Source organism: Moritella sp. 28, assembly GCF_018219435.1.
Taxonomy (GTDB): domain Bacteria; phylum Pseudomonadota; class Gammaproteobacteria; order Enterobacterales; family Moritellaceae; genus Moritella.
Genome location: NZ_CP056121.1, coordinates 3,357,464 through 3,380,011 on the forward strand (window position 1 = coordinate 3,357,464; position 22,548 = coordinate 3,380,011).

17 protein-coding genes are annotated in these 22,548 nt (G+C 41.2%); 10 read left to right on the forward strand and 7 right to left on the reverse strand.

The genetic code is table 11. The features are described from left to right. Positions 1-222 precede the first annotated feature (222 nt). The 4 genes from maoP (at position 223) to HWV02_RS14825 (ending at position 3,546) form a co-directional block, all read left to right on the forward strand. Positions 223-600, forward strand: a complete 378-nt coding sequence (gene maoP, locus HWV02_RS14810; protein WP_211676535.1) for a DUF413 domain-containing protein — start codon at positions 223-225, stop codon at positions 598-600. A 194-nt stretch (positions 601-794) separates the two neighbouring features. Further along, the gene (gene pspB, locus HWV02_RS14815; protein WP_211676536.1) at positions 795-1,016 is read left to right on the forward strand and encodes an envelope stress response membrane protein PspB; all 222 of its coding nucleotides are present in this window, start codon (positions 795-797) and stop codon (positions 1,014-1,016) included. Further along, positions 1,013-1,402: an envelope stress response membrane protein PspC gene (gene pspC, locus HWV02_RS14820; protein ID WP_211688438.1), complete on the forward strand. Its 390-nt coding sequence runs from the start codon at positions 1,013-1,015 to the stop codon at positions 1,400-1,402. Before pspB ends, pspC begins: the two co-directional genes overlap by 4 nt. Positions 1,403-1,578: 176 nt before the next feature. Further along, positions 1,579-3,546 (forward strand): bifunctional 2',3'-cyclic-nucleotide 2'-phosphodiesterase/3'-nucleotidase, encoded by a 1,968-nt coding sequence (locus tag HWV02_RS14825; protein ID WP_211688440.1) that lies wholly within the window; start codon positions 1,579-1,581, stop codon positions 3,544-3,546. Between the two features lie 64 nt (positions 3,547-3,610). Here the strand turns inward: HWV02_RS14825 and HWV02_RS14830 are convergent, their stop codons facing one another. Continuing rightward, positions 3,611-3,772 carry a hypothetical protein gene (locus HWV02_RS14830; RefSeq protein ID WP_211688442.1) on the reverse strand — a complete coding sequence of 54 codons (162 nt, stop codon included), beginning with the start codon at positions 3,770-3,772 and terminating at the stop codon, positions 3,611-3,613. Between the two features lie 118 nt (positions 3,773-3,890). Here HWV02_RS14830 and HWV02_RS14835 point away from each other — a divergent pair, with 118 nt between their 5' ends. From HWV02_RS14835 to HWV02_RS14855, 5 genes are all read left to right on the forward strand, one after another. Next, on the forward strand, positions 3,891-4,748 hold the full coding sequence (locus HWV02_RS14835) for a LysR family transcriptional regulator (protein ID WP_211688444.1): 858 nt from the start codon (positions 3,891-3,893) through the stop codon (positions 4,746-4,748). A gap of 17 nt (positions 4,749-4,765) precedes the next feature. Then, on the forward strand, positions 4,766-5,611 hold the full coding sequence (locus HWV02_RS14840) for an alpha/beta fold hydrolase (RefSeq protein ID WP_255550355.1): 846 nt from the start codon (positions 4,766-4,768) through the stop codon (positions 5,609-5,611). 143 nt (positions 5,612-5,754) lie between these two features. Further along, the gene (locus HWV02_RS14845; protein WP_211676539.1) at positions 5,755-6,609 is read left to right on the forward strand and encodes a PfkB family carbohydrate kinase; all 855 of its coding nucleotides are present in this window, start codon (positions 5,755-5,757) and stop codon (positions 6,607-6,609) included. A gap of 127 nt (positions 6,610-6,736) precedes the next feature. Beyond that, complete coding sequence (locus HWV02_RS14850; protein WP_255550357.1) at positions 6,737-8,518, forward strand: DUF1566 domain-containing protein; 1,782 nt, start codon at positions 6,737-6,739, stop codon at positions 8,516-8,518. Beyond that, positions 8,518-11,205: a cytochrome c peroxidase gene (locus HWV02_RS14855; protein ID WP_211688446.1), complete on the forward strand. Its 2,688-nt coding sequence runs from the start codon at positions 8,518-8,520 to the stop codon at positions 11,203-11,205. The genes HWV02_RS14850 and HWV02_RS14855 overlap by 1 nt, the downstream gene beginning before the upstream one ends. An 81-nt stretch (positions 11,206-11,286) precedes the next feature. Here HWV02_RS14855 and HWV02_RS14860 read toward each other — a convergent pair whose 3' ends face one another. Together HWV02_RS14860 and HWV02_RS14865 are read right to left on the reverse strand one after the other, a co-directional pair. Continuing rightward, positions 11,287-11,934: a hypothetical protein gene (locus HWV02_RS14860; protein WP_211676540.1), complete on the reverse strand. Its 648-nt coding sequence runs from the start codon at positions 11,932-11,934 to the stop codon at positions 11,287-11,289. Positions 11,935-12,221: 287 nt separating this feature from the next. Beyond that, complete coding sequence (locus HWV02_RS14865; RefSeq protein WP_211688448.1) at positions 12,222-13,676, reverse strand: hypothetical protein; 1,455 nt, start codon at positions 13,674-13,676, stop codon at positions 12,222-12,224. Between the two features lie 677 nt (positions 13,677-14,353). Here HWV02_RS14865 and HWV02_RS14870 point away from each other — a divergent pair. Then, positions 14,354-15,616: an NRAMP family divalent metal transporter gene (locus HWV02_RS14870; RefSeq protein ID WP_211676542.1), complete on the forward strand. Its 1,263-nt coding sequence runs from the start codon at positions 14,354-14,356 to the stop codon at positions 15,614-15,616. Positions 15,617-15,716: 100 nt separating this feature from the next. Here HWV02_RS14870 and HWV02_RS14875 read toward each other — a convergent pair whose 3' ends face one another. From HWV02_RS14875 to HWV02_RS14890, 4 genes are all read right to left on the reverse strand, one after another. Next, the gene (locus HWV02_RS14875; RefSeq protein WP_211676543.1) at positions 15,717-16,091 is read right to left on the reverse strand and encodes a hypothetical protein; all 375 of its coding nucleotides are present in this window, start codon (positions 16,089-16,091) and stop codon (positions 15,717-15,719) included. Between the two features lie 56 nt (positions 16,092-16,147). Then, positions 16,148-17,695, reverse strand: coding sequence for a hypothetical protein (locus HWV02_RS14880; protein ID WP_211676544.1), 1,548 nt, complete (start codon positions 17,693-17,695; stop codon positions 16,148-16,150). 368 nt (positions 17,696-18,063) lie between these two features. Further along, positions 18,064-21,222: an efflux RND transporter permease subunit gene (locus tag HWV02_RS14885; RefSeq protein WP_211688450.1), complete on the reverse strand. Its 3,159-nt coding sequence runs from the start codon at positions 21,220-21,222 to the stop codon at positions 18,064-18,066. A gap of 2 nt (positions 21,223-21,224) precedes the next feature. Then, on the reverse strand, positions 21,225-22,454 hold the full coding sequence (locus HWV02_RS14890; RefSeq protein WP_211676546.1) for an efflux RND transporter periplasmic adaptor subunit: 1,230 nt from the start codon (positions 22,452-22,454) through the stop codon (positions 21,225-21,227). Between the last annotated feature and the right edge of the window lie 94 nt (positions 22,455-22,548).

The following is a 22,548-nucleotide window of genomic DNA, read 5'->3' on the forward strand; positions in this document are numbered from 1 at the left end:
ATTAATAATATAAAAATAAAATTGTGACGCTTGATTACAAATAAATTTACCATTGTCATTAAACTGTCAACATCCACCGTTAATTTAGAGACCAACAAAGTCTGTAATTAAAATTATAAAGATTGAATATGACATAACTGTGACAGTATGAAGATTCCAATGCAGCCATAAATACTGCTAACGATTGTTGTTACACGGTTAATTTAACGAAAGGTAATCGATATGAGAAGCATGGGTATATTTTTAGATGAAGTGCATTTTCCACTTGGTTTTCAACAACAAAATGCGTTTAATTTAGATGAATCAAAATTATTAGAACATTACGGTTTAACAATGCAGCGACTACAAGAAGGCGAGCTGTTACCCGCCACCGCTGACGAACATTTCTTTCTCGCAGAGCTTGATGGTGAATTTGAATTAACCTCTGATTTTGCGCGATGCTGGCGTAAATACAACCATAAGATCACTCATCCCCATTCATTACGTAACACGACACATAAACGCAGTGCAAAACAACCCAGTCGGGATTATTTTGTGGATGAACTATCGACAATAGAAGAAATTGACAGCACTTATGACGAGTTAGATCTGGATTCATAATCAACCTTCAAATCGCATATTTAAAAACGCACCTTCATTAAGGTGCGTTTTAGTTTTAAGCATAATGAAGACAGAGTCCGTCGAATAAGAAAATGTGATTTCTGCGGTTTTAAGCAATACAAACAAGCTATTTATGTATAAAATACAGTAATAAATCATCATTAGTTGTGCGCTAACATCAATAAGGAATCTCCATGGATTTTATTCAAGTACCACTCACTGTATTTTTAGTTTTCGTCGCACCACTGTGGTTAATTTTAGCCTATCGGAGTAAACGCCAAAGCAATCAAGGGTTATCAAAGAAAGACCAAGACAAGTTACAGACATTAATTAGCCGTACCGAGCAATTGCAAGATCGCGTTATCTCGTTAGAACAAATTTTAGATGAAGAATCACCGAAATGGAGAGACCGATGAACGCTAAATCCTTATATCGAGACACCGAAAATGGCAAGATCGGCGGTGTGTGCGCGGGCTTAGCAGCCTCCTTCGGGGCTGAGGTTTGGCTTGTGCGATTACTGTTCGTATCCTTGTTTTTATTCACAGGTTTCTTTCTCGCCATTCTGATTTATATCATTGCCTGGTTATTGCTCGAAAAAATGCCGATTGAAAAGCAGCAGCAACGAAGTATTTATGCCAACCATTCAATGAAAACGAAACCATGGCAACAAGGTCATACAGCAGAAAAACTACTGGATAATATTACCGCAGAGCTCGATGATATTGATCAAGAACTGCAGAAAATGGAAAATTATGTTATTTCTTTTTCATTCAAAATGGATCGTGAATTCAAGAAGAAATAAAAACAACCGAATCAGTTTTATCCCCTATTTCTTGATAGAAAATTAAACGTAATCAATAAAAAAAGGGATAAAACAAGCTATTGCCGACATTAAAGCGCCAAGCTCAGTATATTTATGCTACCTTGGCGCTTTCTGTATCTATTTCTACCTACTCTTTTATTAATTTGGAGAAAACTATGTCGTTATCTATCAAACCTGTGGCTATTGCGGTACTCGGTGGCCTGCTTACTATGGCCGGTCCTGCTTATGCTGAAACCATCAAACTGCGTATTCTAGAAACGACGGATATTCACACCAATGTAATGGACTATGACTATTACAAAAACAAGCCAACAAAGAAAATAGGCCTTGTGCGAACCGCCACATTAGTAAGAGAAGCCCGCGCTGAAGTAACTAATAGCGTACTGGTTGATAATGGTGATTTATTACAGGGTAGTCCAATGGGCGACTACATGGCAGATAAAGGGCTTAAACCTGGCGATGTACACCCAGTTTATAAAGCAATGAACCAGCTTGGTTATGAAGTCGGTAATTTAGGTAATCATGAATTTAACTACGGGTTAGAGTTCTTACAAGAAGCGACAAATGACGCGAACTTCCCCTATATTAATGCGAACGTTATCGATCTAAAAACCGGTAAAAACATGTTCACCCCTTACATCATCAAAACAAATACGTTTAAAGATACAGACGGCGTAGAACACCAAGTTAAGATTGGTTATATCGGTTTTGTACCACCGCAAATCTTAATCTGGGACAAGAAGAACCTAGAAGGTAAAGTTGAAGCGTTAGACATTAAACAAACCGCCGAAAGATTTGTACCACAAATGAAAGCGGAAGGCGCAGATATTATTCTGGCGATCCCGCATTCAGGCGTATCAGCTGACCCGTATAAAGTAATGGCTGAAAACTCAGTGTACTATCTAACACAAGTACCGGGTATTGATGCGATTGCATTTGGTCATTCACATGCTGTATTCCCAAGTAAAACATTTGCTAAAATACCAGGTGCCAATATCGAAAAAGGCACAATCAACGGTATCCCAGCTGTTATGCCTGGTCGTTGGGGCGATCACGTCGGTATCATGGATTTGGTGTTAGACAAACAAGGTGATTCGTGGAAAGTAACCGACGCACAAACAGAAGCACGTCCTATTTTTGACAAATTAACCAAAAAGCCGTTAGTTGACGCTGATAAGAAAATGGTTGCTGCAGTACAAGCTGACCACAAAGCAACACGTAATTTTGTTAACCAGCCTATTGGTAAAGCAAATGACGTCATGTACAGCTTCCTAGCACTAGTACAAGACGACCCAACAATCCAAATCGTTAACCTTGCACAACAGGATTATGTGGAACGCTTTATCCAAGGTGATCCTGATTTAGAAGGCATTCCAGTACTTTCTGCCGCGGCACCATTTAAAGCGGGTGGCCGTGGTAACGATCCAACTAACTTTACTGAAGTTGAATCTGGTCAGTTAACATTCCGTAACGCAGCGGATCTTTACCTTTACCCGAATACGCTAGTCGCCATGAAGGTAACAGGCAAAGAAGTGAAAGAATGGTTAGAATGCTCTGCAGGTCAATTCAATCAAATCGATCTAAACAGCACAGCGCCACAAGGCTTAATTAACTGGAATGAGTTCCGCACATACAATTACGACGTAATTGACGGTGTGAAATACGGTATCGATTTATCACAACCAGCACGTTATGACGGTGAATGTAAACTGATCAACCCAAGCTCAAATCGTATTACCGACTTAACGTTCGAAGGAAAGCCCGTTAACCCAGCCCAACCTTTCATCGTAGCGACTAATAACTACCGCGCTTACAGTGGTAAATTTGCGGGCACAGGCGAAGCGTTTGTTGCATTTGCATCACCAGATGAAAACCGTACTATTCTGGCCGATTACATTAGCCGCGTCAGTAAAGAGAAAGGCCAAGTAACACCAAGTGCAGATAACAACTGGCACTTCACGCCATTACAAAGCGACAAGAAGCTAACCATTACCTTTGAAACAGCGCCGGGTGACAAAGCAGCACAGTTCATCAAGGACAAAGGCCAATACCCAATGCAATATATTAAAGATGATAAACTTGGTTTTGCTATCTACAGCTTAGACCTACAAAACAAAAAGTAATCTTTACTTAACGTTTTGAGGTACCACATTGATATAAAAATACCGCAGCCAGCCTGCGGTATATTTATAACTGGCGACAATCACATATATTATTAGCATCTTCAATAGTCTTCATGCTTATTTCTCTATTCTCTAATTCTTTTTGACCGTCCCCTTCTTGTTGTAAAAACATCAATCCACCGATACTTGAAAAAGAAACCATCAACAATACGAATAGTTTTTTCATTTTATATTCCCTTATTTAATTTGATGTTTATTACTGTAATCACTTGATTAAGTTAAAACAAACGCATAGTTTTGATATCACACATTCGATTTATTGATGTATTAAAGGGATTTAATCAATGGACATTGATGCACTACGTAGCTTTATAGCATTTGTTGATACGGGCAGCTTTACACGGGCGGCGAAGCAAATTTTTCGAACCCAAAGTGCGATCAGCATGCAAATGAAAAAGCTGGAACAGGAAGCGAATCAACGCTTATTTATCAAAAAAGGTCGAAACTTATCACTCACAACCGAAGGGCAAATACTGGTAAGTTACGCACGTCGAATTTTAGCATTACACGATGACGTGCTCACAGAATTCGCGACAGTTAAGAATAATAGGCCGCTGATAATAGGTTGCCCAGACGATTATGTGGTCAGTGTGTTACCTAACATTATTAAATTAATACAAGAAAAAACGCCGAATCAAAAATTTCGTATACACTGCGACAACACGGTGAAATTACGTATTATGCTAGATAATGGCGAGGTCGACTTAGCGATTATTACGCGTGCACCGGAAAGCCAAGAAGGTTATTTATTACAACATGATAAAGCTGTCTGGATATATTACGGGCATAAGGAATTACTGACTCGGCCAACATTACCACTCATTCTTTTCGAAGAAGATTGTAAGGTACATTGTGCAGCGGTCGATGGTCTTGATAAAATTAACCGTAAATACAGCATCGTTTGTATTTCACCCAGTGCTACAGCTATCAAAGCCATCATTAAAAATGGTACAGGGATTGGTGCTATGGTGGCTTCCACCGTACCGGACGATTTCACCATCATCAATGATCCAAGTTTACCGCCACTTGCCGCTGTTGATATTGTTCTAGCGCTAACATCAACCCCTCATCCACATTATACAGCAACTGAAGTAGCGCAATTAAGCGCATTGTATAGGCATGCTACACTTAAACAGTATTAACCAAGACAGGACGTCCCATGAGCACTAACAGCAAGCGTCAGATGAGTAATAATCAAATAAAGAACAATAATAACGAAAACACCACTACAGTACCTTGTTACTATGAGCAACAAGGTAGCGGTAGTCCAGTTGTTTTTATTCACGGCTCATACGCAACAACCTCAACGTGGAAGAAAATAGTCCAACAACTCGCAAGCACACACCATTGTATTTCTATTAAATTACCAGGTCACTGTGGAATGCCAGATCCCGATGATTTTTCAGCACCAAACATCAATACAGAACTTCATATTATTGAATCGGTAGTCGCAAAATTAACGAACCAGCCCATCCATCTTATTGGGCACTCCTTTGGTGGTGTCGTTGCATTAGCCTTAGCACTCAAAGGTTCTGTCGAAGTACAAGAGTTAACCCTATTTGAACCAGTATCTACATGGGTACTCGAGTCCGTTGAGGATAAAGAAATGATGACGCGTGTAGATGCGTTTGTTCAAGACTATCGTCAAGGCATTAGCAACAATGAACCTTATGTATGTGGAAAAGTAATAGACTTTTGGGCTGGTGAAGGTGCATTTAGCCCCCTACCCGACTTCATTAAAAACGGCATGGTCCCCTTAACAGCGAATAACAACCGACACTGGACACTGTGTATGAACATCCATCAGAATCGAAAAACACTAAACGCATTAACGATTCCAACAAGGTTAGTCTGTGGCTCTGCATCAAATCCGGTTGCGCAAGCCATCGTTAACCACCTGAGTAGTGAATTAGCAAACAGCAAAAAATACATAATACAAGGCGCGAGTCACTTCTTGGTAACAAGCCATGCCACAGAATGCCTCCAAATTATCCTTGATGATTGAATCTCCCACCTCGCTTTAATTAAAACCATCTATTATTGTGTGTAATATCGCTAATTTTAATATCACAACTACCCATCTTTTATTTTCTTTCTTCGCGGAATAAGAGACAATTACCCTCAATACATAATCCAAGGCTATTACCTATGTCAAACGTCCTATTACTTGCCAATTTGAACTGTGATCGAGTATTACAACTGGATAGGCAATTAACGACAGGTGGTCGCCACTATTATGCTGATCATGGCCGTCGATTAGGCGGAGGTGGTGCCAATACTGGATTAGGCTTGGTTTATGCGGGGCATAAAGTCGCCCTAGTCAGCCAAGTTGGCAATGATAAGACCGCAGACTGGCTATTAGCAGAAGCCAGTCTCCAAGGATTAGATTGCAGCTTATTACAACGCAATGAACTCGAGACTCCCGAGTTATTATTAGTCATGACACCCGATGGTGAACGCACTATTATTCGTCCACAACGCCCCATTTTCACGCTAGGTCCAACACCCAATTTTAAACATTGGCAAGCGCTATACGTTAACTCATCGGCAGTCGGCACTGAACTCTGGGCTCAAACCGCACTTGAACACACCTTGGTGATTGCTCAGTTAGCTAAAGACAACCGTTTACGCCCTTGCCACGTCTTAATCTCCTCTCGTTCAGACCTCTTTAATCATGGTATTGATGTGAATAATAGCGAAGAGTTATGGTGCTATGGTCAGTCCATCGCAGGCCAAACCTTACGTTATTTTATTCTAACTGATGGTGAAAAAGGCGCTGTCGCTTATCACCACCAGCAGCATATTTCAATTGCAGCAATCCCAACTAACGTCGTTGATACTACCGGGGCTGGCGATGCATTTGCATCAGGGTTAATCCACAGCTTACTCACCAACCAAGATATAAAACAAGCTATGATAACTGGCTCCGAATGGGCTGCAATTGCAGTCGCGACAGCAAGTTCCATTCCAGGGACTGAATTACAACAACATTTAAACAAATAAGCCTTTTACCTGAATCAGATACAACACCACAAGTGTAAATGATAATTACTACCATTTACACTTGCATCTTCTTTTATGATTCTTTATTATCCTACTCCCAATTTTAAACACAAAAAAACTAAAAAAAATGAAAAAAACAGCATTATCTATCGCTTTTGCAAGCTTATTCCTCAGTGCATGTGACGATTCTAACTCAACAGCACCACAAGTAACTACACCATCAGTGACTACACCACCAGTCACTTCAGTTCCAGTCACTCCAGTTCCAGTCACTCCAGACCCAGTCACTCCAGACCCAGTCACTCCAGACCCAGTCACTCCAGACCCAGTCACTCCAGACCCAGTCACTCCAGATCCCGTCACTCCAGATCCCGTCACTCCAGATCCCGTCACGACGATCATCGCACATATTAAAACCAGTGATATAGTACTTGTATCACCAACAATGGTTAGTTTTATCGCCCCAGGTGTTACCGTTACCAACCTCAGTGAAATAACAGACATCAAGGCTAATTTTGGTGAAGCTCACGTTGATCAAATGACAGGTGCTATCACTTTCCAACCATATGCTACTTCTACGAGTAATCCTTTAAGTGCTGAAATTATTGCAGCCCAGAACGATTATAAATTTGCTATTAGCTATCAAGTTGAGGATACAATTTATCAACTTGATGGTTCTGTCTTACCGCTATATAACGATAAATCGAATAAGCCAGCACTACGCTTTAGCAAAGTGAGTCAAGATGGCACACCTTTATCACCAGAAGACCAAGCACGGCCAGCAAATGTGAGTGATTGGAGTTGCATAACAGATAACAAAAATGAGCTGATGTGGCAAGTTCCTCAAGCAAGTGGTACATACGCGTTTGATGCAACCTACTACTGGGGTGATCGAACAATCAATAATCGTGATTATAGCGAAGCAATCTGTGCACTTGGTGGCTGCAATACTGATAACTTGGTTGCAGAAGCAAACAAACAACAACTTTGTGGTCGTTCAGGCTGGCGTTTAGCAACTCGCACTGAATGGCAAACATTATTAGATAAGAAACTTTTCGATGAAGACTCAAAACAGTCTCCAATTAACAACTTCTATTTCCCTTATGTCGACTCTAATTATGACGAAGCTTATTGGACTAATTCATTTACTATTTATCCAAATGGTCATGACACCAAACCCGCTGCTAATGACTGGCAGGGTTCAAATGCCCTTGTTGGTGATGCACATGTGATGTGGATGGGCGACGATTTTGATTTTGCCAACATGCCGCCGCGTTCAACAAACGAGCCTCACTTTACTATGTTAGTAAACGGTACTGTTATTCCTGATAAAAAAGACAATGAAGTACCAGAAATATCGACCGTATTACCACCACAAAATGTGGCTGTTGACGTTGACGAAAATCTTAATTGGCAATCACGTTTTGTTAAGCATGGTACGCACGGGCAAGCCCTTACATTGCAAGACAGCACAGATTGGGCTTGCACATCTGACCTTGAATACAGAAGCGCGTTACCAAATACACAGATTCTATGGCAACGCATCAGTAAAAGTGAACCACTGAAAAACCACGCTCAGGCCGTGGAATACGCCGAAGAAATCAACAAAGCAGCATTGTGCGGGCAAACTAATTGGCGCTTACCAACAGAAAATGAATTAAAAAGCCTATTAGTAAATACACCTATGTATGGAATGGAGAGTTTACGTGCAAGCTATATAACGAGCGTGTTTGATGACACTAACGTAGGCTATGACAGTTATTACTGGACTTCGACTATCAGTTCATACAATCCAAAGACAAAACACTTTGCGTTCGCATTCCAAGATAGCTGGTCTGCTAGTAGTCGGATTGCAAATACCGAAATGCATCGTGTACGCCTAATCTCAACAACGAGATTGCAAAAATAATGATAAAAGATACATTTAAAAGTATACAACGCCTGTCAGTGATCATCACTGGCTGTGCGTTATTGGCTGCATGTGGTGGAGATTCTGGCACTGGTACTAGCTCTGGTACTGGCACTAGTACTGGCACTAGTTCTGGTACTGGCACTAGCACTGGTACTGGCACTAGCTCTGGTACTGGCACTAGTTCTGGTACTGGCACTAGTTCTGGTACTGGCACTGGTTCTGCTAAACCGCTGGTACTGAACCCTCGTATACAGCTAACGCAAGGGCGTACGACGACTCAGCAGTACACCTTAACGCCAACGCAAGAGTTACGACTTATTCAACCAGGCCTGTATGGGAATGCCAGTGTTCAAGGCAATACGTTTACCTATCAAGCAAATGCGGACGCACAAGGCTCTGACTATGTAAAACTAGCCATAATATCCAACGATAAAATTGAAACCATCAATTGGCTGATTAGAGTGAATAAGCCAACGCCTCGCTTTACAGCATTAACGCTTGGAGACAGCAGTAAAAATAAAGACTGGCAATGCGTAGCAGATAACAATATTCATCAAGGTGTCGTTTGGGCAACCCCACTGCAACCTTCAATACAAATTTATGCTTGGGGTGATTGGCAGCCGACCTTGCCTGACTTTCAAGCACTGTGTCAATTCACAGATGCTGATGGCAAGAGTCAAGCATGTACAACAGATACGCTTATTGAATACGCAAATCAACAAAACTGGTGTGGCCACGATGATTGGCGCTTACCGTCAGACTATGAAATGAAAGGATTAATCAGTGAGCAAGATTACGCATTAGATAATAATCAAGCCGCCATTGATCCTTACTTTTTTGCTGCAACAGGTTTTGAGACTTACTGGTTAGCGAATGATAATCCTCTATTACATGCTGACAATATTGCACCTACGTTAGATTTTATGACTGGTCGTCATAACACAGTGATGCAAAACAAGCGTAAGCCTAAATCAGTGATGCTTGTCAGTGGCGTTAAACGTGATACAACACTGCCATCAGAACAAAAGAAGCCAAAAGCTGAAAAAGACAGCTTTATACGGTTAGATAATAGCGGTCAACCATTAGCTAAAGCACTGCAAGATGATGACTACACTGATACACCTTGGCGTTGTTTAGATGATACGCGCGGATTAGTACGTGATAACTTTTATTTACGCGATAAACAGTTTTCTTATGTATATTGGTTAACGCCAGATCCACAAGATATCACTAACACCAGCCAGCAATTATCAATACAGGCAAGTGTACCAAAGGCTGTCTCAGACATTAATCAAGCACAATTTTGTGGCCGTAATGACTGGCGTCTACCCACGGCTGATGAGTTGGCAATGCTACTGTATAAAGGTGAACAAGACAGTGATTACAGCTTATTATACGAAACATCACTCAACAAACCTGAAACCGGTGATTACTGGGTTAAAACAGGCTCTAGCTATGGCCTGTACAGCTTACCAACAACGGCGAGTTTACAACCTAAGTCTACAACTGGCACAGACACTGGTCGTATTTTATTAATTGCAACAGAGTTTGAAACCAGAGCGACAGAAGATCCCCGTTCAGTTAATAATCACGGTAGACCTAACTTCAATCGCTTACGACAAGACTACGCCAGTAATAGTGATCGTTGGCCAGCACCATTTGTCGATGATATGTCGAGTTATCAAGAACTAGGCACTATGCCTAAACCAAGCTTCCCTAACGAAAACCCTTATAGTGAGCTAAAAGTCGCATTAGGAGAAAAACTCTTCTTCGACCCTTTCTTATCTCAAGCAGGTGATGTGTCATGCTCTAGTTGTCATGACCCTAAATTAGGTTGGGGAGACGGGCAAGAGGTTTCCATTGGCCATGACCGTCAACGTGGCAAGCGCAACGCCCCTACAATTGTAAACAGTGCATTCTTACCTCTGTTGTTTTGGGATAGTCGCGCTGCGACATTAGAACAACAAGCATTAATGCCAATTCAAGACCCAGTGGAAATGGCTGAAACTTTACCGCGTTTACTTTCACGACTCAATACACATGCACAATATCCAGCCTTGTTTAAACAAGCATTTCCAGAAGATGCGATGAGTAATGATATCACCGAACAACAATTAGGAATGGCACTCGCCACATTCCAGCGAACGATTATTAGTAACAAAAGTCGTTTTGATACATTTGTAGTTCAGGCTGATAATGCAGGCAATACTAGCGCACTTTCTGATAAAGAACTGTGGGGGTTAGACATCTTCCGCCGTAATGGCCGCTGTGTTAATTGTCACATGGGGGCTGAGTTTACGGATCACAAAATGCAAAATGTCGGACTGACTTATTATCAAGGTTTTTATGAGGATCTGGGATTGTATAATGTTGATGGTAAACCAAGCAGTGTCGGTAAATTTAAAACACCGTCATTACGTGATGTGATGAACAATCACCCCTGGTTCCACAACGGTTTACTCGATACGATGGAAGGTGTGATCTCAATGTATTCAGCTGGTATGGCAGATAATGCCCCCTTTGGTTGGGATAAGTATGACCCCACTTATCCGGTATTATCAAAGAAAATTAGGCCATTAAATCTAACGGTTACGGAAGCTGAAGCATTACAAGCCTTTTTAACCACAATCACAGCTCCGACGCCTCAAAAGCCAGCGACGAAATTTGAGTTAGGAATCCATTAACATAACTACATTATCGGCTTAAATTATTAGTAGGTGTTTATTATAGACACCTACTAATTTAGCCTCTTGACAGCGATAACGTTAGCGCTCACCAACGAGATACAGATAAGTGTGCTTAGCATTGTACTTAGGCGACATATGCACCCCGTAAAAACAAGGCACCTCGTGCTCAAAAACCTCGTTGATGACCTCAAAACCTGCATTTATTTTTCGTATTGAAATGGGATCTTTCGTTACAATAATCATCGCGGCAGAATCCGCTATCGTATCGTTGGCAGCAAGATTCAATAGATTCTCTTCGCAAGAAGTTTCAAAAAAACGGAGTGATTTAGAATGTGACACCAATGACGAAATATCACTGATATTAAATTTAAGCAGCTGATTTTTATTCAGCACTGTCGCCATATGATTAACAAACCGTAATGCGGTTAAACTAGCCCGTTTATCAAGCTCATCGATATTCAACCAAATAGTCGCAATAAAATTATCCTCAATAATTTTACGTCGAGAAAGATAACCAAGTTGATTGACATTTTTTTGCTGATAAATAGCAACAATCAAATCTGATTGCAGTAGATTGACATCATGCGCGATTACATCTTGCGCCGTAATGAATTGCATATCGATATCGTCATTATTCGCAATATCAACGAATAATGGATGTGGTTCAATAAATGATAACACCGTGATATTTGAAATGTCATCATTGCCGTGCTTCGGTTGGATCATGATTATTCCCCTTTCATACCCTCAACTCATTAGAATATTATGGGATAAAAATGCACGGCCTGTTCAACATTACGCTTTAAAATAGATAATCATCTCTTTATAGGCATCATGTTAATAATAGACAAGACAAAAGTGATGTTTAATTGACAATATTGTTCAACAAATAACCTGCTCATATGACCCCCTGTAATGCCCCATTAATCCAACCCATTAAAAATAAAAAAACCTGCACAATTCATATTAATTGTGCAGGTTTCGTTTATATCAATAACGTTTAGTCGTATTACTTATGCTTCGTTATCAAAATATACCTTTGTTTTTTTGTCACGCTTTCTTGCAAGGCTACTCAGGTGTAATCCAGATAAAGTCAACGCAATACCCGTGATCGAACCGATTAAGGCTAACGAACCAAACCAAACCAAACCAACAAGCGTTAAGGTTTCCGTTTTCACTTCTTTATAATGGTCAACATTATCAACATAAGAAGCCATGCGATAAACCTGGTTAGATAACGCCAGTGTGTTCGCTTCTATTTCAATCACGCGAATATCATAACGTAACTTCATATTCATTTGCTTGATATCTTTGATGTAGTCTTTCTCATTTAAGAACTGAACATCTGCTTGATCACGCTTAATCTCTAAGTTACGTAACGCTATAGTTTTATCCTGAGCTAGTTTTCTTTGCTTAACCGCTAAATTACTATTACTCGCACTCACTGCATTTTTATAGCTACGACGAAGTTGCTTCACCTCTTCGTTTTTCTGCTGGATCATATCATCTTTCAATCCAAGTAAATCCGCATAATAATCGTCAAGGAATTGAACAGACTCTAAATCAGGGCTGTTGTCTTTAACAATAATAGTGTTGTTATTAATTTTGTTAAGCTGAGTTTCAACACGGCGGATCTTTTCATCGTAATCTTTTTTCACTGCTGCTGAAGTAAAGAAATTCGAATCATCTAACGCAACAACCTTGTCGGCATTGAGCTTATCAAGCTGAGCCAGTAAACGGTTACGTTCGGATTGTACTAAATCAGCGTTGCCTTGAGTACGTTCCATCGATGACTTAAAGCGCTGCTCTTTTTTCTGTGATAGCTCTTGTAGCAGCTCTGATTTTTCAACTTTAAGCTGAATTAATTCCTCTTTTTTTGCTGCTAGAGCACGACTTAACTGTGGAATATTTTTTGATAAGCGCTTATTACGTCTTACTTCACTGGCGTATTGCGATTTATAATTTGAATTGACCTTAGTGGTATCGTTGTCAATTTGTTGGGTTTTAATATTGTAGTCTTGCAATGCAATTTCAATATTTTCTTCATTAATTTTAATCTGGTTTTCAATTTTACTGATCTCAATTTCACTGAGGTTAATTTGGCTATTAATCGATGAAAAAGCGCGTTCAAAACCATTAAGTAAGGTTTCAAATGTGATCAGACACAAGAAGCTAATGATCAACAGGTACATAAGGAATGATTTACGTGAATGCCAAAGTCCGATCACAAAAGGGATCTTGGTTAATTCCACCAACGAGATCATCACAAAAGGCGCAGCTAATGTGAATGTACTGGACAAATCATTACCACTTGACATTAATGATATTGAAATACAAAGACCGATAAATACAACGATAATCTCGACTAACCAAGCGATTTTACGTAAAAACCGACTATGTTTACTCAAGTCTTCGCCTTCATCCCTAACTTTACTGGTATGCGGACCAGTTCCCATTATATCGCTCATTTGTTTAAAACACCTCAATAATAAATAAAATAATACTTCTACTTAGCTACTTCTAGGTAACTTTTCAGTGAGAAGAATAACCACTCAATTTCCATTCATTAAAGACATTGCCAGTTTATAGAATTATTATTAAAACAAATTAACATGTATAAAACTATAACTCTACGCCCACATACTTTCGCTTACCAATGCTCAAATAACGACCGCAACATGCCGCTTATGACAACAGTTTAAAATGCAATATACTAATAAACATCTTTAAAATATGAAAACAGCAACAGCTTATATAATTATTCGGTAAATATACCTATCCAAATAACTGGTACCCACAATTCATTCTCATCACAAAACTTATCCACGACCCTACAGTATTATTATGACATTGAGCAACTTAAGATAATGGCGTTGCCACTAGCATAATGCTGCTGATTTTAACCTATACATTAGCGACAGTGACAGGAATAATCACATAGTCAACAGTATGTATGATATAGGTAACGATTTTTAGCTGTTCCTCTTGCAATATACCCTAATATATTATTTCAGAACATTTACACAACCCACTAAATAATTTGAAATAGTGATAACTGTATTATTATTTCAATAATAATGACACCGATAACGCTTTAAATCCGTTACACTAACAACAATGACATTAAAATCAACAGGATGTGATAATGCAAACAACGCTACCAGCGACAACAAGTGTATGGCAACAAAGAATCAAATCTTTAGGTCCAGGAATTATGATGGCAACCGCGGCCGTCGGCGGCTCTCACTTAGTTGCATCAACAAAGGCAGGCGCAACCTATGGCTGGCAACTAATCGGATTAATTTTACTGGTAAATTTATTCAAATATCCCTTTTTTCGTGCAGGAATACAATACACATTAGGGACCAATAAAAGCTTGATTCAAGGCTATAGCGAATTAGGTAAGGGTTATTTATGGCTTTATACTGGGCTCAATGTCATTTCTGGGATTGTGAATACCGCGGCACTGTTACTCTTTAGTGCCAGCCTACTGGGTTACTTTTTACCCTGGTCACTGCCGTTAACCACACTTGCAGCAATTGTGCTAGCGGTATGCCTCGCCATCTTACTTGCGGGTCATTTTAAAGCACTTGATAAGCTTTCTAAACTGATAATGGCCGTACTGGTTGTTGCGACCGTGGCAGCTGTGGTAATAGCGCTGAATCAAGGTGCGGTTGCTCCTGCTGATTATGTTAGCCCTTCTCCTTGGCAAGTATCTGCAATTGGCTTTATTGTGATAATGATGGGTTGGATGCCGGCACCGATTGAGATTTCAAGCATTACCTCGCTGTGGCTGAAGAACCAGCAAAAAGAACAACAGGTAACGCCAGATTCAGCACTGTTTGATTTTAATATCGGCTATATAGGTACCGCATTACTTGCTGTGGCCTTTGTGATGCTTGGCGCACTGGTACTCCATGGTAATGGGGTTGAATTAAAAAGCTCAGGTATTGGTTTTTCACATCAGTTAGTGAGCATGTATGCACAAACGATTGGTGAGTGGTCTGGTAACTTAATCGCACTGGTGGCCTTCTTTTGTATATTTGGCAGTACAATCACTGTCATTGATGGCTACGCGCGCGCATTAGCAGAGTCGCACTTATTAATCACCAAACAACCACTTGATCAACGTAAATATCACCAAGTGTGGATGGTTGTAATCAGTGCTTGTGCATTGGCTATCTTACTATTCTTTACGTCATCATTAATGGATATGTTGAACTTTGCGATGGTGTTAGCATTTATGACTACCCCGATATTTGCATTGATTAACTATCGCTTAGTGACACAAGCAGAGCTACCAGAAGCGTTAAAACTCACCACTAGCATGAAACTGCTTTCATGGGCGGGTTTGATTTATCTGTTCAGCTTCTTAGTGGTGTTTATTTGGTGGAAGTGGATAATGTAAAAAACTAACGAATGTTGGTAACCAAAGGCTCTATACCTATGATTGATATAATGTTTACATCAATCATAGGTAGTCATTATATAGAAGTAAAATAGTACTATTACGTCTGGTTTAGTACCGTCACATCAATAGAGTACTTCCACACGTTTTCTTCATTATCACCCATTTCTATACTCGCCTTACCACCTTTCGGCAATAACACGAAATCGGGAGTAGTATAACTAAAGTCCCCTTCAGGAGATGTGCACTGCAGAGAACCGTTAAGAAGCAAACCATCAACGTGTTTGGTTAACTTACCTTTATATCGACAGTTTTGATTTTTAGAGCCTGCCCACTGACCTTCTGACAATTCAAATCGAGGAAACACCATGAGCTTTCCACCATCCTCAATCTTTACTTCAACAGCATACTTGGTACCAGCAAATACACTTCCACTCAATAATGTCAGCACCAATACCAACAAATACCTTCTCATAACGACTTACTCTTCTTATATTATTAACGGTGTATGTTACGTAATACCGCGATCAATTAAAACACCGTACAAGCTTCTCTACGCACTGTCGGCCAGCCGCGTGTTTTACCACTCACTGTCGATATAGTGCAATTACCCTTGTTATTCAACAGCTTGTCGCTACCAGTCATGGTATTGATCACATTTGCATAACTGGTCCAAGTACCAGCAAAGTAATTATTACCGTCTTTTTCTACAAACGCAGGTAAATAGTTTAATGCATTAAAGAATTGACTGCCAACGGCACCCACTTCGGTAATGTTACTGCCACTTTCAAGCGCTTGGTAAGCATCAATTAAAGATTGAATAGACGTTTTAGTGGCCATAATGATGATTTCTTTGCTTTGGTCAGTCAACTCTTTAAGGTGGCTATCACCGTATATTTGAAAACGATCACCATTTAAGTTACGCACAAGAGCACCACTCTCATTAAACTCATTATGGAAGTCTTGTTCATCTTTTGCCCACAGCATCCAGGTACCACGGTATGAAGGCATGAAGTCATTTCGAGGCGCTGTTGCGATTCGCGTGATGGGAGGTAAGTCAGCGAGATCAAACGAAAGAATGCCATCATTATCACGTGTGGCACCAGCTTGTTTCATGATCGCTTCCATCCACAGATAAGTACCTTTCTCTTTTAAACCTGCACTTTCTATCATGTTAAATGATGATTGCTCACGAGACGTCACAACATGCCCAAATGAAAACAAATCAGTTAGACTGTGCAAGGCGTTGGCTTCATGATGTAAGGCAACGTTCCAGTATTTTGGCTCGGTGCGGGCTTTGTCCGCATAATAAAGCGCTTGGCGGTGCAAGCCTATGTACCAAGCAACAGCAGCGTCAGAGAAATGCCAATCATTCACGTTGGCAAGCCGCATCATTTCATCTCCCCACCACCCGGCCTCTTCTAGCTCATCATCTCCAGCAGTGTTAGAATTCAGGTTACCGAGTGCGCCAAATGGCGGCACAACACCAGAACCGACATGATGCAGATAGGTCGTATTTTTTACCGGCTGAGGGCAATAGCTCGGATGTGAACCGTGTTCGAAAACAATATTCTCTTTAATGTCACTGCTTAAAAAACACTGGCCATCAGCATCACACGAAGTCGTTCGACGGTAATCACCATAGATTGCCGCCAGTTCCCCTAATGTGAACTCATCAGACTGACTACCCATATTCGTGCTCAGCGTGAGCAGTTTGGTTGGCAGTTGACTGTCTTTGGGAATATAGATTGCTTTATTATAATGATGTTGACCAAAGCCACTATAATAACAGTTATCCTGTACATTATATTTATATGCATCATGGTCATTTTCATCGTTACTATCAAAGCCTGCCGCCAGTTGTTTCGCTGCACGGAGCTCTTTTGTGTAACTATCAGTTCTGCTCTTTAGCGACACTGTTGTCGGTAATTTGATTGTCTTTGGAATATTGAGTTGCGCGATAGCATTATCGACTATGTTTTTATGCTCTTCTGAATTGAATGCTTGTGCTCCCGAGGTAAAAGCGCCAGCCATTACACAAGTCAAAATACAGCTAACTTTATGTGATATTTTTTTCATATTAATTTTTAATTCCCTTTATACACACCACTTTAGATGCATTACTTTAGATGCATTACTTTAGAGTCAAATTCTATCCACACAAATTAACATGTCAACGTGTCACGCAACACTTTAAAACATACAACCCACAGTGGCAATAGTATGAATCCAAAGGGTTTTTACTGTCAAACCCTCATCCTGCCAGCTTATTATTCCAGCTGGGAACGATTACTCAGTCACATTGACCACCGCTAGTGTAGACAGCTAAAATGACAGTATAATGACGGTGCAGGTATTAAAATGCCGAAAGTAGCGCGACTCAATAGCAGGTACAAAAAAGGCGATATGAATACCATATCGCCTTGTTATTTTACTCAGTTTAAGTCTTAATCCGAGCTTAACGCTGTATTATTTTCGATGCTACTCCGCTTACCGCGTTTTGCTAACGCGTAATAGAATAACGGAGTCAGAATTAAACCGAATACGGTCACCCCTATCATACCAGAGAACACAGCAACGCCCATTGCCTGACGCATTTCTGAGCCTGCACCCGTTGACAATACCATAGGCACAACACCCATGATAAAAGCGAACGACGTCATCAAGATAGGCCGTAAACGTAACCTTGCAGATTCTAAAATTGCATCCATCGTATCCATACCCGAATCCTGCTTTTCTTTGGCAAACTCAACAATCAAAATCGCATTTTTAGTGGCCAGTCCGACTAATACAATCAAGCCGATTTGAGTGAAGATGTTGTTATCACCGCCATACAGAAGTACCCCACTGATTGCAGACAATATCGTCATAGGGATAATCAAGATGATCGCCAATGGTAAACTCAAGCTTTCATATTGCGCTGCTAATACCAAGAATACTAACAAGATAATCAATGGGAACACGAACATGCCAGTATCACCTGCGATGATCTGCTGGTACGTAATTTCAGTCCACTCATAGCTCATACCAATCGGTAAGGTCTCATCGAGGATCTTTTCAATCGCCGCTTGCGCCTGACCACTGCTGAAACCCGGTGCTGGTCCCCCATTAATTTCGGCGGTAGTATAACCGTTATAGCGCATCACACGATCGGGGCCTGATGACTGCGTAATGGTAATAAATGAACCCAATGGCACCATATCACCCTGTTGATTAGGTACTTTAAGCTGACTAACTTGCTCCGGTGTTTGTCGGAAGGATTCATCAGCTTGCATCTTCACCTGGTAGGTTCGGCCAAACAAGTTAAAATCATTCACGTAACTCGAGCCCATATAGGTTTGCAAGGTTTGGAATACCTGATCCAAAGATACCCCTTGTTGCTTGGCTTTAGTACGGTCAATATCTAAATCAAGTTGTGGTACATTGATTTGATAACTTGAAAATACCCCGGCCAGTTCGGGTGTTGCCCACGCCTTATATTGCACTGCTTGCGTTGCTTTATACAAGGCTTCATACCCTAAATTGGCTTTATCCTGAATTTGTAATCGGAAACCGCCAATCGTCCCAAGCCCTTGTACTGGCGGTGGGGGGAAGATGGCAATAAAAGCATCTTCAATACCGGCAAATTTTGCGTTCAGTTGTTGGGCAATGGCATTCGCACTCAAATCAGCCGAAGTTCTATTTTCAAACTTATCCAAGGTAACAAAAACAATACCTGAATTGGGGCTGTTGGTGAAACCGTTAATACTTAATCCAGGAAACGCCACCGAATGTAATACCCCTGGATGATCAAGGGCAATATCGGACATTCTACGGATCACCGCATCGGTACGATCTAACGATGCAGCGTCAGGTAATTGAGCAAAAGCCACCAAGTATTGTTTGTCTTGTCCTGGTACGTAGCCAGTCGGTGTTTGCGAAAATTGCACACCCGTTAACGCCACTAAACCAAAATACAAGATACCGATAATGCCGCCAAAACGAATGACTTTACGTACCAACCAGGTATAGCGTTCCGAGGCTCGATTAAATAAACGGTTAAAGGGGGTAAATAACCAACCGCCTAATAGCTTGTCCATCGCACGGGTTAATCTGTCTTTCGGCTCATCGCGGCCTTTTAGCAATAACGCCGACAATGCCGGGCTTAATGTCAGTGAATTAATGGCCGAAATAAAGGTCGAGATAGTGATCGTTAACGCAAATTGCTTATAGAATTGCCCTGTTAAACCACTCATGAATGCAGTAGGAATAAATACCGCAGCGAGTACTAACGTCGTTGCCACAATCGGTCCGGTTACTTCTTTCATGGCTTTTTGCGTTGCCGCAACAGGATCAAGGCCCTCTTCAATATTACGTTCGACGTTTTCAACCACCACAATGGCGTCATCCACAACGATACCAATGGCTAACACCAACCCAAATAAGGATAACGCGTTTAATGAAAAGCCCATGATATACATGAATGCAAACGTACCGACTAACGACACAGGCACGGCAACTAATGGAATGATAGAAGCACGCCATGTTTGTAAAAACAACACGACCACTAACACCACAAGTAGTACCGCTTCAAACAAGGTTTTCACTACCGCTTCAATCGAGCCACGTACAAATACCGTTGGGTCATAAACAATTGAATATTCTAGACCATCTGGGAAGTTCTGTGATAAACGAGCCATGGTAGCGCGTACATCATCCGATATCTGGATCGCATTAGAGCCAGATGCTTGGAACACCCCCATCGCAATTGCTTCTTTATTATCAAGTAATGAACGCAGTGCATACGTTTGCGCACCAAGCTCAACACGCGCGACATCTTTTAAGTGGATGATCTCGCCCTGCTCGCCAACACGAATGATAATGTCTTCAAATTCTTCTTGCGTCGATAAACGCCCTTTCACATTAATCAGTAACTGAAAATCTGCGCCACTTGGCTGCGCACCTAAACTACCGGCTGCCGCTTGTTTATTCTGTTCACGTACCGCTTTTATAATATCTGCTGGGGCAAGTCCCAACGACGCCACTTTATTGGGATCTAACCAAATACGTAAACTGTATTCGCTCGCCCCAAACAAGTTTACCGCGCCGACACCTTCGATACGCGCTAATTCATCTTTTACATTTAATGCGGCATAGTTAGATAAATACAGCATGTCATAACGGTTATCAGGCGCAGTTAAATGCACCACCATGGTTAAATCCGGTGATGACTTTTCTGTGACAACACCTAAACGCTGTACCTCTTGAGGTAATCGCGGTGCCGCACGGTCAACACGACTTTGAACCTGGGTTTGCGCCTTATCAACATCGGTGCCGATCTCAAACGTAACCGTTAATTTTAACAGACCATCCGAGGTGGCTTGTGAAGACATATACAACATGTTTTCCACCCCGTTAATGGCTTGCTCTAAGGGGGACGCGACCGTTTCGGCAATCACTTTAGGATTCGCCCCCGGATAACTTGCCGATACAACTACGGTTGGTGGAACCACCTCGGGATATTCAGTGATCGGCATTAAACCAACGGATATCGCCCCCGAGATAAAAAACAGCAATGAGATCACCGCTGCAAAAATGGGTCTTTTAATGAAAAATTGAGAAAACATATTTATCTCGCTACTCGTGTTAATACTAATTCGCGCGCTTGCTCTAATACTGCTTGATCATGGCGTAATGCCGATAAACTATCGGGTGTGGCCATCTCAACCATATTCGGTTCGATTACCATATTTGGACGTACTTTTTGCAGTCCATTTACCACAATCTTGTCTTCAGCAGATAAACCTTGTGTCACGATCCGCAGGCCTTGCACTTTTTCACCCAGTGAAATACCACGGTATTGCAGCTTATTGTCAGCACCGACCACTAACACAAATTTGTTGTTTAAGTCAGTACCAATGGCTTTGTCGTCAATCAAAATACCACTGTAAGTTGCACTACCTGCAATACGTAATCGAGTAAATAGTCCCGGTAACAAATCATTGTCGAGATTCGCAAAACGCGCTCTGACTCGGATCGTACCTGTGTTGCGGTTAACCGCATTATCAACAAAATCAATCACACCGGTATGGGTAAAATCGCTTTCATTCGCCAGCCCCATAAATACCGGGTTACCATCAGAACGTTGATCATTACGTTTATGCTGCGCCGTTAGCTGCACATATTTAAGGTAAGTCTGTTCATCAACATCAAAATAAGCATACATATGTGCGGTTGATACAAGACTGGTTAACTGTGTTTTTCCCGCGGTCACATAGTTGCCCGTCGTCACACTGGCATAAGATACACGTCCCGAAATAGGCGCTTTAACATGGGTATAAGCAAGATCGAGTTCGGCACTCATTAGCGCGGCTTTAACCGAGGCAACTTCCGCCGTGGTTTGATGCATATTCGCTTGGCGAGTATCGATTAACTCTTCTGAAACAGCATTTTTCTTATATAATTTAAACGCGCGTTGATAATCATTTCTCGCCAAGGTCTCTGCTACTGTCGCACTGCTTAATTTCGCTTTTAAGCGCTGTACTTCTGCCGCAAAAACACTGGGATCGATTTGAAATAAAATAGCGCCTTTTTTCACTAAGGCCCCTTCATCAAAATTCACTGAATTGATATAACCAGACACCCGAGGGATCAAGGTGACCTGTTCAGGTGCTTCTAAGCGGCCAGTAAATTCATCCCATTCCGTGACAGGCTCGTTTATCACCTTAGCAACACTCACTTTGGGTGCGGGTCTACTTTGGGCTTGGGATTGTGGCGATTGTTCACTACCACATGCGGTTAATACCAGCGCTGTTAAGCTGGTGATCATGAATGTGCGGAATATATTGCTTGTTCTCATGTGATGGTGTCCCTTCGTTACACTGCTTTGCAATCAGCAAATCAAGATAATTAGTGTCAGTCGATATCGCGCTTATTGCACTGCTTTGCTCTAT

Excerpts from the sequence above, each read along its gene's own strand:
- pspC (WP_211688438.1), top strand. The coding sequence starts at position 1,013 with ATGAACGCTAAATCCTTATATCGAGACACCGAAAATGGCAAGATCGGC.
- maoP (WP_211676535.1), top strand. The coding sequence starts at position 223 with ATGAGAAGCATGGGTATATTTTTAGATGAAGTGCATTTTCCACTTGGT.
- HWV02_RS14850 (WP_255550357.1), top strand. The coding sequence starts at position 6,737 with ATGAAAAAAACAGCATTATCTATCGCTTTTGCAAGCTTATTCCTCAGT.
- HWV02_RS14860 (WP_211676540.1), bottom strand. The coding sequence starts at position 11,934 with ATGATCCAACCGAAGCACGGCAATGATGACATTTCAAATATCACGGTG.
- HWV02_RS14855 (WP_211688446.1), top strand. The coding sequence starts at position 8,518 with ATGATAAAAGATACATTTAAAAGTATACAACGCCTGTCAGTGATCATC.
- HWV02_RS14840 (WP_255550355.1), top strand. The coding sequence starts at position 4,766 with ATGAGCACTAACAGCAAGCGTCAGATGAGTAATAATCAAATAAAGAAC.
- HWV02_RS14835 (WP_211688444.1), top strand. The coding sequence starts at position 3,891 with ATGGACATTGATGCACTACGTAGCTTTATAGCATTTGTTGATACGGGC.
- HWV02_RS14885 (WP_211688450.1), bottom strand. The coding sequence starts at position 21,222 with ATGTTTTCTCAATTTTTCATTAAAAGACCCATTTTTGCAGCGGTGATC.
- pspB (WP_211676536.1), top strand. The coding sequence starts at position 795 with ATGGATTTTATTCAAGTACCACTCACTGTATTTTTAGTTTTCGTCGCA.
- HWV02_RS14875 (WP_211676543.1), bottom strand. The coding sequence starts at position 16,091 with ATGAGAAGGTATTTGTTGGTATTGGTGCTGACATTATTGAGTGGAAGT.
- HWV02_RS14825 (WP_211688440.1), top strand. The coding sequence starts at position 1,579 with ATGTCGTTATCTATCAAACCTGTGGCTATTGCGGTACTCGGTGGCCTG.
- HWV02_RS14870 (WP_211676542.1), top strand. The coding sequence starts at position 14,354 with ATGCAAACAACGCTACCAGCGACAACAAGTGTATGGCAACAAAGAATC.
- HWV02_RS14890 (WP_211676546.1), bottom strand. The coding sequence starts at position 22,454 with ATGAGAACAAGCAATATATTCCGCACATTCATGATCACCAGCTTAACA.
- HWV02_RS14865 (WP_211688448.1), bottom strand. The coding sequence starts at position 13,676 with ATGAGCGATATAATGGGAACTGGTCCGCATACCAGTAAAGTTAGGGAT.
- HWV02_RS14880 (WP_211676544.1), bottom strand. The coding sequence starts at position 17,695 with ATGAAAAAAATATCACATAAAGTTAGCTGTATTTTGACTTGTGTAATG.
- HWV02_RS14830 (WP_211688442.1), bottom strand. The coding sequence starts at position 3,772 with ATGAAAAAACTATTCGTATTGTTGATGGTTTCTTTTTCAAGTATCGGT.
- HWV02_RS14845 (WP_211676539.1), top strand. The coding sequence starts at position 5,755 with ATGTCAAACGTCCTATTACTTGCCAATTTGAACTGTGATCGAGTATTA.